General features: G+C 67.1%; 14 protein-coding genes. 5 read left to right on the top strand and 9 right to left on the bottom strand.

The features are described from left to right. Nucleotides 1–30: 30 nt before the first annotated feature. The 6 genes from WS89_RS12130 to WS89_RS12105 all read right to left on the bottom strand — a co-directional run bounded on the left by WS89_RS12130 (nucleotide 31) and on the right by WS89_RS12105 (nucleotide 8800). Nucleotides 31–1305: a NupC/NupG family nucleoside CNT transporter gene (locus WS89_RS12130; RefSeq protein WP_059791181.1), complete on the bottom strand. Its 1275-nt coding sequence runs from the start codon at nucleotides 1303–1305 to the stop codon at nucleotides 31–33. Nucleotides 1306–1553: 248 nt separating this feature from the next. Then, entirely contained in the window at nucleotides 1554–3011 is a 1458-nt protein-coding gene (gene hydA / locus WS89_RS12125) for a dihydropyrimidinase (protein ID WP_059791180.1), read from the bottom strand. Nucleotides 3012–3076: 65 nt separating this feature from the next. Next, entirely contained in the window at nucleotides 3077–4585 is a 1509-nt protein-coding gene (locus WS89_RS12120) for an NCS1 family nucleobase:cation symporter-1 (protein ID WP_059500110.1), read from the bottom strand. A gap of 100 nt (nucleotides 4586–4685) precedes the next feature. Beyond that, nucleotides 4686–6002: an NAD-dependent dihydropyrimidine dehydrogenase subunit PreA gene (preA, locus tag WS89_RS12115; RefSeq protein ID WP_059791178.1), complete on the bottom strand. Its 1317-nt coding sequence runs from the start codon at nucleotides 6000–6002 to the stop codon at nucleotides 4686–4688. 52 nt (nucleotides 6003–6054) lie between these two features. Next, nucleotides 6055–7392 (bottom strand): NAD(P)-dependent oxidoreductase, encoded by a 1338-nt coding sequence (locus WS89_RS12110; RefSeq protein WP_059791176.1) that lies wholly within the window; start codon nucleotides 7390–7392, stop codon nucleotides 6055–6057. Nucleotides 7393–7519: 127 nt separating this feature from the next. After that, on the bottom strand, nucleotides 7520–8800 hold the full coding sequence (locus tag WS89_RS12105; protein ID WP_034209427.1) for a Zn-dependent hydrolase: 1281 nt from the start codon (nucleotides 8798–8800) through the stop codon (nucleotides 7520–7522). Nucleotides 8801–9120: 320 nt separating this feature from the next. Between WS89_RS12105 and WS89_RS12100 the strand changes: the two genes are divergently transcribed. Then, nucleotides 9121–9813, top strand: coding sequence for a TetR/AcrR family transcriptional regulator (locus WS89_RS12100; RefSeq protein ID WP_059500113.1), 693 nt, complete (start codon nucleotides 9121–9123; stop codon nucleotides 9811–9813). 108 nt (nucleotides 9814–9921) lie between these two features. On the opposite strand, the gene WS89_RS12095 is transcribed toward WS89_RS12100, so the two are convergent. The 3 genes from WS89_RS12095 to WS89_RS12085 are packed head-to-tail and all read right to left on the bottom strand — an operon-like array spanning nucleotide 9922 to nucleotide 13579. Then, nucleotides 9922–11112, bottom strand: coding sequence for an acetyl-CoA C-acetyltransferase (locus tag WS89_RS12095; RefSeq protein ID WP_059791173.1), 1191 nt, complete (start codon nucleotides 11110–11112; stop codon nucleotides 9922–9924). Nucleotides 11113–11130: 18 nt separating this feature from the next. Beyond that, nucleotides 11131–11898: a 3-hydroxyacyl-CoA dehydrogenase gene (locus WS89_RS12090; RefSeq protein ID WP_059791172.1), complete on the bottom strand. Its 768-nt coding sequence runs from the start codon at nucleotides 11896–11898 to the stop codon at nucleotides 11131–11133. A gap of 13 nt (nucleotides 11899–11911) precedes the next feature. Beyond that, entirely contained in the window at nucleotides 11912–13579 is a 1668-nt protein-coding gene (locus WS89_RS12085; RefSeq protein ID WP_059791170.1) for an acyl-CoA synthetase, read from the bottom strand. A gap of 143 nt (nucleotides 13580–13722) precedes the next feature. Here WS89_RS12085 and WS89_RS12080 point away from each other — a divergent pair, with 143 nt between their 5' ends. From WS89_RS12080 to WS89_RS12065, 4 genes are all read left to right on the top strand, one after another. Next, the gene (locus WS89_RS12080) at nucleotides 13723–14727 is read left to right on the top strand and encodes an AraC family transcriptional regulator (RefSeq protein WP_059791167.1); all 1005 of its coding nucleotides are present in this window, start codon (nucleotides 13723–13725) and stop codon (nucleotides 14725–14727) included. 236 nt (nucleotides 14728–14963) lie between these two features. Further along, nucleotides 14964–15563, top strand: coding sequence for a hypothetical protein (locus tag WS89_RS12075; RefSeq protein ID WP_059791165.1), 600 nt, complete (start codon nucleotides 14964–14966; stop codon nucleotides 15561–15563). Between the two features lie 54 nt (nucleotides 15564–15617). Beyond that, nucleotides 15618–15989, top strand: a complete 372-nt coding sequence (locus tag WS89_RS12070; RefSeq protein ID WP_059791163.1) for a nuclear transport factor 2 family protein — start codon at nucleotides 15618–15620, stop codon at nucleotides 15987–15989. A gap of 146 nt (nucleotides 15990–16135) precedes the next feature. After that, nucleotides 16136–16600, top strand: a complete 465-nt coding sequence (locus WS89_RS12065; protein WP_059791161.1) for a GNAT family N-acetyltransferase — start codon at nucleotides 16136–16138, stop codon at nucleotides 16598–16600. Nucleotides 16601–16839 lie beyond the last annotated feature (239 nt).

Raw genomic sequence — 16839 nt, 5'->3', positions numbered from 1 at the left:
GCTTCGATCGATCGGAGTCTGCTGCACGGGTCAATGCAGCGAGAAAAACAGGCCGGCAATCGCCGCGCTCATCAGGTTCGACAGCGTCGCGGCCGTCAGCGCGCGCAAGCCGAGCCGCGCGACGTCCGAGCGGCGCTCGGGCGCGACCGCGCTGAAGCCACCCGCGAGAATCGCGATCGACGAGAAGTTCGCGAAGCCGCACAGCGCGAACGACACGATCGCGAGCGTCTTCGCGTCGAGCACCTGGAGGCCGGCCGCTGCCGCGTGCGCATCGCCCTTCAGGTACGGCGACAGGTCGCCGTACGCAACGAATTCGTTGAAGATCAGTTTCTCGCCGATGAAGTTGCCGGCCAGCGCCGCATCGTGCCATGGCACGCCGATGATCCACGCGAGCGGCGCGAACAGGTGACCGATGATGCCGACCAGCGTGACCTGCGGAAAGCCCGCGAACGCGGCCGCGCCGCCGACGATCAGGTTCATCAGCGCGATGAGCCCGACGAACGCGATCAGCATCGCGCCGACGTTGATCGCGATCCGCAGGCCGACCGATGCGCCGGATGCGGCCGCCTCGATCACGTTGGCGGCCCGCTTGTCGTCGAAATCGAGCCCATCGACCACCACGCGGCTCGGCTCGACGGTCGGAAACAGCAGCTTGCCGAACAGCAGCCCGCCCGGCACCGCCATGAACGATGCGGCGAGCAGGTACTCCATCTTCACGCCGAGGCCGGCGTAGCCGACCAGCACCGAGCCCGCGACCGACGCCATGCCGCTCGCCATCACCGTGAAGATCTCGGCGCTCGTCATGTTGCGCACGAACGGCTTCACGAGCGCGGGCATCTCGCTCTGCCCGAGGAAGATCGTCGCGACGGCCGAGCACGCCTCGATGCGGCTCACGCCGAGTATCTTCGCGAGCCCCGCGCCGAGGATCGCGACGATCCACTTCATCACGCCGATGTAGTACAGCACCGAGATCAGCGCGGTGACGAAGATGATCATCGGCAGCACGCGCAGGCCGAACACGAACCCGCCGTCGCCGAACAACTGGAACATCCGTGCGTCCACCAGCCCGCCGAACACGAACGCGATGCCGTGATTGCCCATGTCGAGCACGCGATTGACGCCGTTCGCGGCCGCGGCCAGCGCCGCTCGCCCCGACGGCACGAACAGCACCAGCGCACCGATCGCGAACTGCGTGAGCAACGCGGCGATCATGGTTCGCGCGCTGACCGCGCGGCGGTTGTTCGACAGCAGATACGCGACCAGCAACAGAAACAGCATACCGAGGAGACTGCGCAGAATATCCACCTTGTGCTCCTTTCTCACTATTTGAACTGTCCGGCGGGCGGCCCGTGCCCGCGACCCGCGTGATCGGGTTGGTGGATGTTACTCGTTCGATATGCGCGCCGGCAACGTCGCCAAAATCGCCGCGATCAATGGCATCGATCGTTTCTTTTTTCGCGCTCCGGCCGCTTGATCAGTTGTTCTACCTACCCATCCGGAACACGCGCGGGGCGTGCCGTCCGAACGGATACGCCCCGCACGGCATGCGTCGTTCAACCCGCGCGCTCGACCGGATGCGGTTCGCGCAGACGGTTCGCGATCCGCGCCGCCTCGTAGTAGCCTGCCGCCGGCGGGCGCTTCAGGTAGCGGCCCGCGCCGCGCACCGCGCGCAATTCGCCGTCGGCCCACGCGAGCGCACCGCGCGTGAGCGTGTGCGTCGCGACGCCCTGCACGGTCATCCCCTCGAACACGTTGAAGTCGACCTGCTGGTGATGCGTCTTCACCGAGATCGTCTTCGTCGCGGCCGGGTCCCACACGACGAGGTCGGCATCGGCGCCGACCTGCACGGCGCCCTTGCGCGGATACAGGTTGAAGATCTGTGCAGCGTTCGTCGACGTGATCCGCACAAACTCGTTCGGCGTGATTCGGCCATGATTCACGCCGTGATGCCACAGCACCGACATGCGATCCTCGACGCCGCCGCAGCCGTTCGGGATCTTCGTGAAATCGTTGCGGCCCATCGCCTTCTGCGACGCGCAGAATACGCAGTGGTCGGTCGCCGTCGTATGCAGCTGCCCCGACTGCAGCCCGCGCCACAGCGCCTCGCGATGCTCCGCCGAGCGAAACGGCGGACTCATCACGTGGGCCGCCGCACGCGTCCAGTCCGGATCGCGATAGACGGCCTCGTCGATCACGAGGTGGCCCGGCAACACTTCGCCGAACACGCGCAGCCCTTCGCTGCGCGCGCGCGTGATCACATCCACTGCATCCTTCGCCGACACGTGCACGATATACACGGGCACGCCGAGCACCTGCGCGATACGGATCGCACGGTTCGCGGCTTCGCCCTCCACCTCCGGCGGCCGTGACAACGGATGCGCCTCCGGGCCCGTCATGCCGCGCGCGAGCAGCGCCTTTTGCAGTTGGAACACGAGTTCGCCGTTCTCCGCATGCACGGTCGGCAGCGCACCGAGTTCGAGCGAACGCGTGAAGCTGTTCACGAGAATCTCGTCGTCGGCCATGATCGCGTTCTTGTACGCCATGAAATGCTTGAAGCTCGACACGCCGTGCTCGCGCACGAGCGTGCCCATGTCGCGGTGCACGCTGTCGTCCCACCACGTCACGGCGACGTGAAAGCCGTAGTCGGACGCCGATTTCTCGGCCCAGCCGCGCCATTCGCGGAATGCATCCATCAGCGGCTGCTTCGGGCTCGGAATCACGAAGTCGATGATGCTCGTCGTGCCGCCCGACAGCCCGGCAGCGGTGCCCGAGTAGAAATCGTCGCTCGCGGTCGTGCCCATGAACGGCAGTTCCATGTGCGTATGCGGATCGATGCCGCCCGGCATCACGTACTGGTCGTGCGCGTCCACGACGGTCGCGCCGGCCGGCGCGTCGATCCGCTCTGCAATCTGCAGGATCGTGCCGCCGTCCTGCGGGTCCGCGCAGAGTACGTCCGCACGATAGGAACGGTCCGCATCGACCACGGTGCCGCCACGAATCAGGATTGCCATTTCGTTGCCTCCTCGTTGACTGTCGGGTGCCGCATGCCGCGCGCGAGTCGCCTCCGGCTCGCGCGTCATGCGCTCGCGATCTGCGCGCGCTGTCCGGCGCGCCGCTTCATCCAGGTGCCGTACACGCCGGACGCCAGCACGAGGCCGACGAACCACGCGTACGTGTAAAGCGTGTTGAAGAACGCCGGCACGTTCGGGAACGACGCCGGAAACGCCGTATGCAGGAAGCCCGGCAGGTTCGGCAGCACGCCGACCGCGAGCGCGACCAGCGCGGCCGGGTTCCAGCCGCGCGCGTAGCTGAAGTCGCCGCCCTCGTCGAACAATGCGCGCGTATCGAGCTGCGTGCCGCGAATCAGGAAATAGTCGACCATCAGGATGCCCGCGACCGGCCCGAGCAGCGCCGAATAGCCGACGAGCCAGGTGAAGATATAGCCGTCCGTCGTCGCGAGGATCTTCCACGGCATCATCACGATCGCGATCGTCGCGGTAATCATCCCGCCCGCGCGGTACGAGATCGCCTTCGGCCACAAGCTCGAAAAATCGTATGCAGGACCGACGAGATTCGCGGCGAGGTTGCAGCACATCGTGTCGAGCGTGAGGATCACGAGCGCGATGCCGACACCGATGCCGGTCATCCGGCTCGTCAGGTCGATCGGATCCCAGATCGCGTTGCCGTAGATCACGACGGTCGCCGACGTCACGACGACCGACACCACCGACAGCAGCGCCATCGGCAGCGGCAACCCGATCGACTGCCCGATCATCTGGTCGCGCTGCGAACGCGCGAAGCGCGTGAAATCGGGGATGTTCAGCGCGAGCGTCGCCCAGAAGCCGACCATCGCGGTCAAGCCCGGCCAGAAGGTCGCCCAGAACAGTCCGGCCTTCTTACCGCCCGCCGCGAACTGCGACGGCGCCGACAGCATCGAGCCGAACCCGCCCGCCTTCGACGTCGCCCACCACACGAGCGCCACGCACATCACGACCTTGATCGGCGCGGACCAGCTTTCGAGCCAGCGGATCGAATCGGTGCCGTGCAGGATGAAGTACAGCTGCAGCGCCCAGAACACGAGGAAGCACGCGAGCTGCCCGAACGAGATGCCGACGAGCGGCAGCGCCGCGCCGTGCAGCGCATTGCCGGTCAGGATGTTCAGCAGCGTGTAGATCGCGCTGCCGCCGAGCCAGGTCTGGATGCCGTACCAGCCGCAGGCGACGATCGCGCGCAACAGCGCCGGCAGCTTCGCACCCTGCGTGCCGAACGACGCGCGCACGAGCACCGCGTACGGAATTCCGTGCTTCGCGCCCGCATGGCCGATCAGCAGCATCGGCACGAGCACGATCAGGTTGCCGAGCAGCACCGTCGTCACCGCCTGCCACGGCGACATGCCCTCCTGGATCAGCCCGGCCGCGAGCATGTACGACGCGATGTTCATCACCATCCCGACCCACAGCGCCGCGAAGTGGTACCACTTCCACGTGCGCTGCGCCGGCGTCGTCGGCGCGAGGTCGTCGTTGTACAGGCTGCCGCCGTGCGCCACGGCGCTGTCGGGATCGGCGGGATTCGCTGCGGATTTCATCGATCGCACTCCACGAAAACGTCGGCGCCGGCATCGTGCGATGCCGGCCCGGGGAAACGAAAAGCGGCGGCGCGGCACCTTCCGCGCCACCGGACACCGGTCAGGCCGCCTTCGCGTGCTTCTCGGGCGCGGCAGCCGGGCCGCCGCTCGCACCGGCATCCGCGCTCGCCGGATTGTTCGGATGCGTGGTCCAGTTCGCGTAGTCGCCCGAATCGACGCGCTCCATCGTGATGCATTGCTCGACCGGACACACATGCATGCAAAGATTGCACCCGACGCACTCCGAATCGATCACTTCGAAATGCCGCACGCCGTCCTTCGTCGCCGTGATCGCCTGATGCGACGTGTCCTCGCACGCGATATGGCACAGCCCGCACTTGATGCAGCGGTCCTGGTCGATGCGCGCCTTGATGTCGTACTTCAGGTTCAGGTATTTCCAGTCGGTCACGTTCGGCACCGCGCGGCCGCGGATGTCGTCGAGCGTCGCGTAGCCCTTCTCGTCCATCCAGTTCGACAACCCGTCGGCGAGATCCGACACGATCCGGAAGCCGTAATGCATCGCGGCGGTGCACACCTGCACGCTGCCGGCGCCGAGCACCATGAACTCGGCCGCGTCGCGCCATGACGAGATGCCGCCGATGCCCGAGATCGGCAGGTTCGGCGTTTCCAGATCGCGTGCGATCTCCGCGACCATGTTCAGCGCGATCGGCTTGACCGCCGGGCCGCAATAGCCGCCGTGCGTGCCCTTGCCGTCGACGGTCGGCACCGGCGCCATCTGGTCGAGATCGACCGCGACGATCGAGTTGATCGTGTTGATCAGCGACACGCCGTCCGCGCCGCCCTTGTACGCGGCGCGCGATCCCATCCGGATGTCGCTGATGTTCGGCGTGAGTTTCACGAGGCATGGCAGCTTCGTGCCTTCCTTCACCCAGCGCGTGACCATCTCGACGTATTCGGGCACCTGCCCGACCGCCGCGCCCATCCCGCGCTCGCTCATCCCGTGCGGGCAGCCGAAGTTCAGTTCGACCGCATCGGCGCCGGTATCCTCGACGAGCGGCAGGATCCATTTCCAGTCGCGCTCGTTGCACGGCACCATCAGCGACACGATCAACGCACGGTCCGGCCAGTCGCGCTTCACCTGCGCGATTTCTCTCAGGTTCACGTCGAGCGGACGGTCGGTGATCAACTCGATGTTGTTCAGCCCCGCGATGCGCTGGCCGTTCCACTGCACCGCGCCATAGCGCGAACTGACGTTGACGACGTGCGGATCGAGCCCGAGCGTCTTCCAGACGACACCGCCCCAGCCCGCCTCGAAGGCGCGATTGACGTTGTAGGCCTTGTCGGTGGGCGGCGCGGACGCCAGCCAGAAGGGGTTCGGCGAGGTGATGCCTGCGATGGTGCAGCGAAGATCGGCCATGTTCGGCTCCGTGAGAAGGGATCGTGTTCGGTGTGCCGGCGGTGTGCCGCGTTCAGGCCGCCTTCGCGGCGTGCGCGGCGAGCGCCGCGTCGATCGACGCGGCCGCGCGCTTGCCGTCCTGCACGGCCTGTACCGTGAGATCGACGCCGTCGGTCGCCGCGCAGTCGCCGCCCGCCCACACGTCCGGCAGTGCCGTGCGCCCGTCCGCATCCACCGCGATACGCGTGCCGTCCGCGGTCAGCAACATGGCCGCGATACCGTCCGGCACGAGCGTCTGGCCAATCGCCTTCAGTACCATGTCCGCGTCGACGGTGAAGCGCTCGCCCGATGCGGCCTCGAATTCGACACCGGTCACCTGCCCGTTCGTGCCCGCCATGCGCACCGGCTTCGCGTGCGTGACGAGCGTGACGCCGCTCTTCTGCGCGAACTCGCGCTCGGCCCACGTCGCGCTCATCGCGTCCACGCCGCGCCGGTACACCATCGTCACGCGCTCGGCGCCGAGCTTGCGGCTCTGCACCGCCGCATCGATCGCCGTATTGCCGCCGCCGATCACGACCACGCGCCGCCCGACCGGCACGTTCGCGAGCTCGTCGGCCTGCCGCACCTGCTCGATGAAATCGACCGCGTTCATCACGCCGCGCAGTTGCTCGCCGTCGATCGCGAGCGCACGCACGCCGCCGAGCCCCATCGCGAGGAATACCGCGTCGTGCTGCTCGCGCAGCGCGTCGAGCGTCACGTCGCGTCCGAGCGCCACGCCCGTTTCCAGCGTGATGCCGCCCACCGACAGCAGCCACTCGACTTCGCGTTGCGCGAAATCGTCGACGGTCTTGTATGCGGCGATCCCGTATTCGTTGAGGCCCCCGGCCTTCGGGCGCGCGTCGAACAGCGTGACGCGGTGCCCGGCGAGTGCGAGCCGGTGCGCGCACGCGAGCCCGGCCGGCCCCGCGCCGACCACCGCCACCCGGCGGCCCGTCTCGGGCGCGCGCCGGAACTGCACCGCGCCGGTCTGCATCGCCCAGTCGGTCGCGTGCCGCTGCAGCGCGCCGATCGCGACCGGCTGCGCATCCTGATGGTTGCGCACGCATGCACCTTCGCACAGGATCTCCGTCGGGCACACACGTGCGCACATCCCGCCGAGTGGATTCGCGGACAGGATGTCCATCGCCGCGCCTTTCAGGTTGCCGTTGCCGATCTTGCGGATGAAGCTCGGGATGTCGATCTGCGTCGGGCACGCGTTCACGCACGGCGCGTCGTAGCAGTAATGGCAGCGGCTCGCGGCGGCCGCCGCGGCAGTCGGATCGAGCAGCGGCGCGATATCGGCGAACTCGCACGAGAGTTGCGTGGACGACAGGCGATGCGCGGCGATATCGCCGGTTGGCTTGGTGGTCATACGCGTTCCTTCGACTAGGTGGAGACAAAGCCGTCCCCGCCGGCTGCGAATGCACAGTCGGGGCGGTCATGCTTAGGCCTGCGAATTTCAAACGACAGGCAGCCTCGCGGCTGCTACGGTCGGTCCGTCATGACGCCGGCTCGCACGCGCGCGACAGCATCGCGTGCAGCAGCACGTTCGCGCCAGCCTCGATCCATGCGGGCGTCGCGTCCTCGATCTCGTTGTGGCTGATGCCGTCGACGCAGGGCACGAACACCATCGACGTCGGCGCGACCTGCGCCAGATAGCACGCGTCGTGGCCCGCGCCCGACACGATGTCGCGATGCGAGTAGCCGAAGCGATCGGCCGCGTCGCGCACGGCCGCGACGCATGCGGGATCGAACGCAACCGGCTTGTAATAGAAAATCTGCTCGAGCTCGGTGTCGAGCCCGATGTCGGCCGCGATGCGCGCGACGCCGTCGCGCAGCGCCGCATCCATCTTCGCGAGCACGGCGTCGTCCGGATGACGGAAATCGACGGTGAAGAACACGCGGCCGGGAATCACGTTGCGCGAGTTCGGGTGGACCTGCATCATGCCGACCGTCGCGCAACCGAACGGCGCATGATCGAGGCCGATCCGGTTGACGAGATCGACCACGCGCGACGCGCCGAGCAACGCGTCGCGGCGGCGCGGCATCGGCGTCGGCCCCGCGTGCGCTTCCTGGCCGGTGAACGTGATCTCGTACCACCGCTGCCCCTGCGCGTCGGTCACGACGCCGATCGTCTTGCATTCCGCTTCGAGAATCGGCCCCTGCTCGATATGCAGCTCGAATGCCGCATGCAGCTTGCGCCCGCCGCACGGCACGTCGCCCGCATAGCCGATGCGCGCCAGTTCCTCGCCGATCGTCTTGCCGTCGACGTCCTTGCGAGACAGCCCGTATTCGAGCGGAAACACGCCCGCGAACACGCCCGACGCGACCATCGCGGGCGCGAAGCGCGAGCCCTCCTCGTTGGTCCAGATCACGACCTCGACCGGATGCTCGGTCTCGATGCCGTGATCGTTGAGACTGCGAATCACCTCGAGGCCGCCGAGCACGCCGTAGATGCCGTCGAAGCGCCCGCCGGTCGGCTGCGAATCCGCGTGCGAGCCCGTGACGACCGGCGCCGCGTCGGCCACACGGCCCGCACGGCGCATGAACACGTTGCCCATCGTATCGACCGTCACCGTGCAGCCGGCGGCCTTCGCCCAGCCGACGATCAGGTCGCGGCCGGCCTTGTCGAGATCGGTCAGCGCGAGTCGGCACACGCCGCCTTTCGGTGTCGCGCCGATTTTCGCGACCTCCATCAGGCTCTCCCACAACCGCTTGCCGTCGACCTTGATCGACGTGTCGAAAGCTGCCCGCTTCACTGTTTCCGATACTGCGTTCATTCGTATCGCTCCTGTGGGGTCGGTGATGTCGTCGGCCCGGTCCGTGCCGGTGCACGCGAGGCCTGTTTCGGGGCACGCCGCCCGGATGCGGTGCATGCTCCGCCGGTTCGCGAAACGCGTTAAATCCTGTCCGATTGGACAGGTTTTAGACGATCAAAATGACCAGCGCAACGTCTTTCTTGCGCGACGCACCTGAGCGAGAAACGTGCCATCGCAACGCAGCATCGTCGTGGAGCGGCGGCATCTCCGCGCGTGTGCGCGACGCGAATCAGCGGCTAGAATGAAGCCCAACGCGGCATGCCCGCCGCGCGAGGGTAACGATGAGACATGACGAGGCGACAATCGCAGCCACCGACCGGGACGAAACGCCGGCGCCTTTGCGGCGACGCAAGGCGCACATTCGCGAGTCCAACGAAGCGCATCTGCTCGCGTGCGCGGAAGCCGTATTCGCGGAACGCGGGCTCGCCGGCGCCAGCACCGCGATGATCGCGGAGCGCGCCGGCCTGCCGAAGGCGAATGTGCACTACTACTTCCCGACCAAGCTCGCGCTGTACCGCCGCGTGCTCGACGATCTGTTCGAGGACTGGCATCGCGCGGCCGGCTCGTTCGAGGCCGGCGACGATCCGGTGGAGGCGATCGGCGGCTACGTGCGCGCGAAAATGGCGCTGTCGCAGCGGCGCCCGCTCGGATCGAAGGTCTGGGCCAACGAGATCATCCACGGCGCGGAGCACATGCAGGACATCCTGTCGCAACGCGTGAAGCCGTGGTTCGACACGCGCATCAAGGTGATCGAAGGCTGGATCGCGCGCGGCCTGCTCGCGCCGATCGACCCGCATGCGCTGATGTACCTGATCTGGGCGACCACGCAGCACTATGCGGATTTCGATGCGCAGATTCGCGCGCTGAGCGGCAAGCGTGCGTTCACGAAGAAGGCGTTCGACGAAAAGACCGAGCAGGTCGTGCAACTCGTGATTCGCGCGTGCGGCGCGGTGTCGCCGCATGCGAAGTCGTAACGCGACACGACGATCCGTCGAATAAAAACGGGCGGCGCGCACCACACGGGGATGTTCCGTGCGATACGCGCCGCCCGTGTCGGCGCTGGCTTGCGTGCGAACGATGCGTTACGCGATGCGCTCGATCGCGACGGCCGTCGCTTCGCCGCCGCCGATGCACAGCGATGCGATACCGCGCTTCAGGCCATAGGTTTCGAGCGCGGCCAGCAGCGTCACCATCACGCGCGCACCGGATGCGCCGATCGGATGCCCGAGCGCGCACGCGCCGCCGTGTACGTTGACCTTCTCGTGCGGCAGGTCGAGGTCGCGCATCGCGGCCATCGGCACCACCGCGAACGCTTCGTTGATCTCGAACAGGTCGACGTCGCGCAGGTTCCAGCCGGTTTTCTCCGACAGCTTGCGCAGCGCACCGATCGGCGCGGTCGCGAACAGGCCGGGCTTGTCCGCATAAGTCGAATGCCCGACGATCACGGCCTTCGGCGTGAGGCCGAGGCGCTCGGCTTCCGAGCGGCGCATCATCACGAGCGCAGCCGCGCCGTCCGAGATCGACGACGCGTTCGCGGCCGTCACCGTGCCGCCGTCGCGAAACGCCGGCTTCAGCGTCGGAATCTTGTCGAGTTTCGCCTTGCCCGGCTGCTCGTCGATCGACACGACGCTTTCCGTCTTGCCGGCCTTCACGGTCACCGGCGCGATTTCCGACACGAAGTGCCCTTCCGCGATCGCGCGCTGTGCGCGCGTGAGCGATGCAATCGCGAACGCGTCCTGCGTTTCGCGCGTGAACTGGTAGGCCTGCGCGCAATCCTCGGCGAACGTGCCCATCAGGCGGCCCTTTTCATAGGCGTCCTCGAGCCCGTCGAGGAACATGTGGTCCAGCACTTGCCCATGCCCCATGCGCATGCCCGCGCGCGCCTTCGGCAGCAGGTAAGGCGCATTCGTCATGCTCTCCATCCCGCCCGCCACGACGACGCCCGCCGACCCCGCCAGCAGCAGGTCGTGCGCGAACATCGCCGCCTTCATCCCCGAACCGCACATCTTGTTGACCGTGGTCGCGCCCGCCGCGAGCGGCAGTCCGGCCTTCAGCGCGGCCTGTCGCGCGGGCGCCTGGCCCTGGCCGGCCGGCAGCACGCAGCCGAACACGATTTCGTCGATGCGTTCGGCCGGCACGTTCGCGCGCTCGAGCGCGGCCCGAATCGCCACCGCGCCGAGGTCGCTCGCGCTGGCTGCCGCCAGGTCGCCCTGAAAACCACCCATCGGCGTGCGCGCCGCGCCCACGATTACGATCGGATCCTGAGTCGTCATGATTCGCTTCCTCCAGTGTCAGCGCGGTGCCATCCGCAACGCGCCATCGAGACGGATGACTTCGCCGTTCAACATCGTGTTCTCGACGATGTGGCGCACCAGCGCCGCAAATTCTTCCGGGCGGCCAAGCCGCGGCGGGAACGGCACGCTCTTGCCGAGCGCGTCCTGCACGTCCTGCGGCATGCCGGCCATCATCGGCGTCGCGAAGATGCCGGGCGCGACCGTCACGACGCGAATACCGAAGCGCGCGAGCTCGCGTGCGATCGGCAGCGTCATGCCCACCACGCCGCTCTTCGACGCCGCATACGCGGCCTGTCCGATCTGCCCGTCGAACGCCGCGACCGATGCCGTATTGACGATCACGCCGCGCTCGCCTTCCGCGTCGGCGTCCTGCTTCGACATCGCTTCGGCCGCCAGCCGGATCATGTTGAACGTGCCGACCAGATTGATCGACACCGCGCGCGCGAAGCGGTCGAGCGAATGCGGGCCGTCGCGGCCCACGACCTTCTCGCCCGGTGCGACGCCCGCGCAATTGACGAGCACGTCGACACGGCCGAACGCGTCGCGCGCGGTGGCGACCGCCGCCTGACCGTCGGCTTCGCTCGTCACGTCGGTCTTCACGAACCGCGCGGCCTCGCCGAGTTCGTTCGCGAGGCTCGCGCCCGCTTCTTCGTTGACATCCAGCAGCACGGCCTTGCCGCCTTGCGCGACGACCATGCGCGCCACCGCGGCGCCGAGGCCGGAACCTGCGCCCGTAATCAGAAAAACGCGATCCTTGATATTCATTCGCAGTCCATAATCAGCGTTGAGCGGCCTTCTCGGCTTCCATCTTGCGCAACACGAAGCGCTGGATCTTGCCGCTCGGGGTTTTCGGCAGCGCGTCGACGAAGTCGATCGCGCGCGGATAAGCGTGAGCGGACAGCCGCCGCTTCACGTGCAGACTCAATTCCTCGGCCAGTTCCGGCGTGCCGTCGAACCCTTTCGACAGGACGACGAACGCCTTCACGATTTCAGTGCGCTCAGGGTCGGGTACGCCGATCACGGCAGCCTCGCTGACCGCCGGATGCTCGATCAGCGCGCTTTCCACGTCGAACGGGCCGATCCGGTAACCCGACGATGTGATCACGTCGTCCGAGCGCCCGATGAAGCTCACGGTGCCGTCCGGCTCCAGCTCGACGTTGTCGCCGGTCCGGTAGTAGCCGCCGGAGATCGCCGGCGTGTCCTGCTGCCAGTAGCCGGAGAACCACAGCAGCGGCGAGTGCGCGATGTCGATCGCGAGGGTGCCCGGCTCGCCGGGGCCGAGCTCGCGGCCGGCTTCGTCGAGCACCGCGACACGATAGCCGGGCAGCGCGAGGCCGGCCGAACCGACGTGCACGACATGCGTGAGGCCGTGATGGTTGTTCACGACCATGCCGAGTTCGGTCTGGCCGTAGTGATCGTGGATCGGCGCGCCGAGCGCCGCGTGGAACCAGCGCACGACTTCCGGATTCAGCGGTTCTCCCGCGCTGCTCACCACCCGTAGTTGTCCCTTCACGCGCGCGGCCGCTTCCGTCCCGGCCGCCATCAGCATCCGGTACGCGGTAGGCGAACCCGCGAGGCTCGTGATGCCGAGCCGTTCGATCACGTCGTACGTGCTCTCGACCGTGAAGCCGCCCTCGTAGAGCGTCGTTGCATGACCGAGCAGCAACGGGCCCGTGATCGCGTAATAGAGGCCGTACGCCCAGCCCGGATCGGCGATATTCCAGAACCGGTCGGCGGCGCGCAGGTCGACCGCTTCGCGCATGTACGCGCCGAACGCGAGCAACGCATACAGCGGCACCGGCACGCCCTTCGGCAGGCCTGTCGTGCCCGACGTCGACATCATCATGAACAGGTCCGACCCCTTGCGCAGCACAGGCTCGAATCTATCGGGCTGCACATCGAGCGCCGCCCGGAAATCGATGTCGCCGTCCGGTAGCGTGTCGCTCGCTTCGCGCACCGTCGCCACCGGCGGGCAATCGGCGATTTCGTCGAGCTTCGTGCGATTCGCGACGTTGGTCACGACGAGCCGCGCGCCGCTCATGCGCAGCCGATGCTCGATCGCCTTCGGGCCGAACGCCGTGAACAGCGGCTGGTACACGGCGCCCGCGCGCCACGTGCCGAGGATCGTCGCGACGAGCTCCGGCGTGCGCGGCAGCAGGCCGGCCACCACGTCGCCCGGCTTCACGCCCTGGGCGACGAGCAGGTTCGCGACCCGGGCCGACAACGCCTGCATCTGCGCGAACGTGAAGCGGTGGTGCTGCCCGGCGGCGTCGATCCAGTCGAGCGCGATCGCGTCCGCCTTCGCGTGGCGGTCGCAGCATTCGACACACGCGTTCAGGCCGCGCTCCAGATCGCCGCTCAGTTGCGCGGCGGCGGTCTCGATACTGAACTGGGCCACGGCGTCGGCATAGGCCGGCACCGGCCGGGCGGTAGCTCCTTCGGGCATGCGCGTCTCCTGTTCGTTATGGCCGCCGTCGAGCCAGGGCGCGACGGGGATACATCGATAGTAGACAGCCGCTACATTGCAATCAATGACAAACGGAATCTAGAATCGTGATCGCTTTTGCCATGTCGGGAGGACGCGGGAAAATGGGGCCGCAGATGATTTCGCCGGATTTCGTCGACGATGCGCTCGCGTGCCTGCGCCGGCATGGTCTGCCGACCGCGCCCGTGCTTCGCGCCGCCGGGCTGCCGGCCGCCGTGCGCGAGCCCGTCACGCCGCAACAGTACGGCCGGCTGTGGCTGGCGATTGCCGGCGCGCTCGATGACGAATTTTTCGGGCTCGCCGCGCGCCCGATGCGGCGCGGCAGTTTCACGCTGCTGTGCCATGCAGTGCTGCATGCCGGCACGCTCGACAAGGCGCTGCGGCGCGCGCTGCAGTTCCTGCGGGTCGTGCTCGACGAGCCGCACGGCGAACTCGTCGTGGCGGACGGGCAGGCGCAGATCGTGCTGGCGCAATCGGGCGCGCCGTACCCGGCGTTTGCGTACCGGACGTTCTGGCTGATCCTGCTCGGCGTCGCGTGCTGGCTGATCGGCCGGCGCATCCCGCTGCAGCGCATCGATTTCGCGTGCCCGAGCCCCGGTCAGCGCAGCGACTATCACCAGTTCTTCGGCGTGCCCGTGCATTTCGATCGGCCCGACAGCCGGCTCGCGTTCAATGCCGCCTACCTCGCGCTGCCGACGATCCGCTCGGAGCAGGCGCTGAAGACCTTCCTGCGCGGCGCGCCCGGCAATCTGCTCGTGCGCTACCGGCACGACACGGGCTGGGTCGCGAAGACACGCGCGCACCTGAAGGCGCGGCCGGCCGCCGAGTGGCCCGACTTCGACACGCTGGCCGTGTACCTCGACACGACACCGGCGACGCTGCGACGGCGTTTGCGCAGCGAAGGGCAAAGCTTCGCGGCGATCAAGGACGAGTTGCGCGGCGCGCTCGCACAGTCGCTGCTGCGCGGGCACACGCTGAGCGTCGCGGAGATCGCGGCCGAGCTCGGCTTCACCGAGCCGAGCGCGTTTCATCGCGCGTTCCGGAAATGGACGGGCACGAGCCCCGGCGCCTATCGGCGCGACGTGCATGCGGCGGAAGCGGAGTCGTGAATGCCGATGGACGCGAGCGTCTCGTCGTGTGCCGTCGATACGCCCGGCTCTGCCTCCAGCCCCTTGTGCAAGGTCTGCTCGCCGAGGCAGTTCTCGAGCGTCTTCAGCACGTGGCCGCCCCTTGCGTTCCGGTGGGATTCTGCGTAGCGCTCACCGCACCACGGAGCGTGGCATGACGTTGCACCCCGTTCCGTCAGACCACATACTGGTCGGCCCGTCCGAACGAGGTTGCGTCGATGGTGAATACCGCTGAGAGCGCCGCTTCGATCTTCGGCGCGATCGGAACGGCCGTGTCGTTGCTGGCAGCGATTCCTTACGCGCTCGCGATCTACCGGTGCACCGTCCGCCCGCATCTGTTCACGTGGCTCGTGTGGTCGGTCGTCACGGCGATCGCGGCCGCCGGCCAGTTCGTCGCGGGCGCGGGACCGTCCGCATGGTGCACGGCAGCGATTGCCATCACATGCTTTCTGACGCTGATCGCCAGCCTGTTTCGCGGCGAGCGCGGCTGGACGGGCCTCGACTGGTTATTCCTGTGCGCGGCGCTATCGGCCATTCCGCTGTGGATGCTGACCGACGATCCGACTGTGTCGATCTGCCTGGGTACGCTGATCGAGCTTGCCGGCCTCGGCCCGACCGTGCGCAAGACGATCCGCGATCCGTGGAGCGAGAGCCTCGCCTATTTCGCGCTGTGCGTACTCAAGTACGCGCTGGCGTTGCTGGCGCTGAGCACGTGGAGTGTCGCGGTCGCGTTCTATCCGGCCGTCAACCTCATCGCGTCGATCGGCATCTGCCTGGTGATGCTCATCCGGCGTCAGTCGTTGTCGAATGCGCGGTAGGCTGCGTTCGTCGTCGCCGTACCGCTTCCCTTCCGAAATGATGCGAGGCCTGACATGGATGCAATCCGTACCGTCATCGAACCCAGCGAAACCGCGCTGCGCGCCGCGATGCTGGCCAACGATGTCGACGTGCTCGACGCGCTGCTCGACGACGATCTGGTGTTTACAGTCCCGACCGGCCAGGTCATCTCGAAAGAGGACGATCTGGCCGCGCATCGCGCGAAGCTTCTGCGTCTCGACACACTCGACGTTCACGAAATGCGCGCATGCGCGATCGACGGGATGATCCTGACCACGACACGCGCGACCCTCGCCGGTCATTTCGATGGCACGGCATTCGCCGGCACGTTTGCCTATACGCGCCTGTGGCGTCGATCGGGCGCCAACTGGCGCGTCATCGCCGGGCATGCATCGCAGGTCATGTAGCTGCGCCGAGCGTGTGCGGATGAGCCGCGGCAAGCAATGCTGCTGTGAGCGGCCCGGCTGTCGATCGAGCGGTGAGACGCCGCGATCCGGATGATGCACTGATGAAATCGCCGACCATGGTGGTATCGGCCATGACGAGAGTCTAAATGAACGAGCTATTTACCGTGCGTCCTGCGCGTGCCGCGGACGCGGACGAACTCACGCAATTGGCGCGCCTTTCGAAGGCGCATTGGGGCTATCCGAAGGAATGGCTCGACTTGTGGCAAAACGATCTTACGATTTCGCCGGAGACGATCGAAGGAGCGATCGGTTACGTCGCGGAATCGGGCGAGTCGATCATCGGGTTCTGGGTCCGAGCATCATTGGATTCGGATGGACCGACGCCCGGATGGTTATTCGTTCATCCCGATTACATGGGCCAGGGCATCGCCCGTGCGCTGTGGGAATCAGTTCGGGCCGAAGCCGCTGCGAGAGGAATCAAAAGCTTCGTGATCGAAGCGGATCCCAATGCTGCGCCGTTCTATCTGGCGCTGGGAGCTGAAAAGATTGGCGAACAGGAATCGAGCGCCATTCCGGGCAGATTTTTTCCGATCTTGCGGATCACGGTCTGACGAGGGGGATGCGGCGGAGAAATATCGGAATTCGGTCGGTCGGACTAGCGGCATGACGACGTTTTCTACGCTCCAGGCTCATGCTGTATAGCGCTTCGCCGGACCAAGTGCATTTCCGCCGGGCCAATGCAAAAACCCCCGCCTGATCGGGCGGGGGTCCTTGGCTTAGGGAGCCTGACGATTACCTACTTTCACACGGGAATCCGCACTATCATCGGCGTAGAGTCGTTTCACGGTCC

It is taken from the genome of Burkholderia sp. MSMB1072, assembly GCF_001524725.1.
In the GTDB taxonomy this organism is placed as follows: Bacteria; Pseudomonadota; Gammaproteobacteria; order Burkholderiales; family Burkholderiaceae; genus Burkholderia.
The sequence above is the reverse complement of the archived record's forward strand: the minus strand, read 5'-3'. Positions and strand labels throughout refer to the sequence as shown.

Bases quoted from the DNA above. Each gene is read 5' to 3' on its own strand.
- WS89_RS12080 (WP_059791167.1), top strand. From the start codon at position 13,723: ATGGGGCCGCAGATGATTTCGCCGGATTTCGTCGACGATGCGCTCGCG.
- WS89_RS12095 (WP_059791173.1), bottom strand. From the start codon at position 11,112: ATGACGACTCAGGATCCGATCGTAATCGTGGGCGCGGCGCGCACGCCG.
- WS89_RS12100 (WP_059500113.1), top strand. From the start codon at position 9,121: ATGAGACATGACGAGGCGACAATCGCAGCCACCGACCGGGACGAAACG.
- WS89_RS12070 (WP_059791163.1), top strand. From the start codon at position 15,618: ATGGATGCAATCCGTACCGTCATCGAACCCAGCGAAACCGCGCTGCGC.
- WS89_RS12110 (WP_059791176.1), bottom strand. From the start codon at position 7,392: ATGACCACCAAGCCAACCGGCGATATCGCCGCGCATCGCCTGTCGTCC.
- WS89_RS12085 (WP_059791170.1), bottom strand. From the start codon at position 13,579: ATGCCCGAAGGAGCTACCGCCCGGCCGGTGCCGGCCTATGCCGACGCC.
- WS89_RS12065 (WP_059791161.1), top strand. From the start codon at position 16,136: ATGAACGAGCTATTTACCGTGCGTCCTGCGCGTGCCGCGGACGCGGAC.
- WS89_RS12090 (WP_059791172.1), bottom strand. From the start codon at position 11,898: ATGAATATCAAGGATCGCGTTTTTCTGATTACGGGCGCAGGTTCCGGC.
- WS89_RS12105 (WP_034209427.1), bottom strand. From the start codon at position 8,800: ATGAACGCAGTATCGGAAACAGTGAAGCGGGCAGCTTTCGACACGTCG.
- preA (WP_059791178.1), bottom strand. From the start codon at position 6,002: ATGGCCGATCTTCGCTGCACCATCGCAGGCATCACCTCGCCGAACCCC.
- WS89_RS12075 (WP_059791165.1), top strand. From the start codon at position 14,964: ATGGTGAATACCGCTGAGAGCGCCGCTTCGATCTTCGGCGCGATCGGA.
- WS89_RS12120 (WP_059500110.1), bottom strand. From the start codon at position 4,585: ATGAAATCCGCAGCGAATCCCGCCGATCCCGACAGCGCCGTGGCGCAC.
- hydA (WP_059791180.1), bottom strand. From the start codon at position 3,011: ATGGCAATCCTGATTCGTGGCGGCACCGTGGTCGATGCGGACCGTTCC.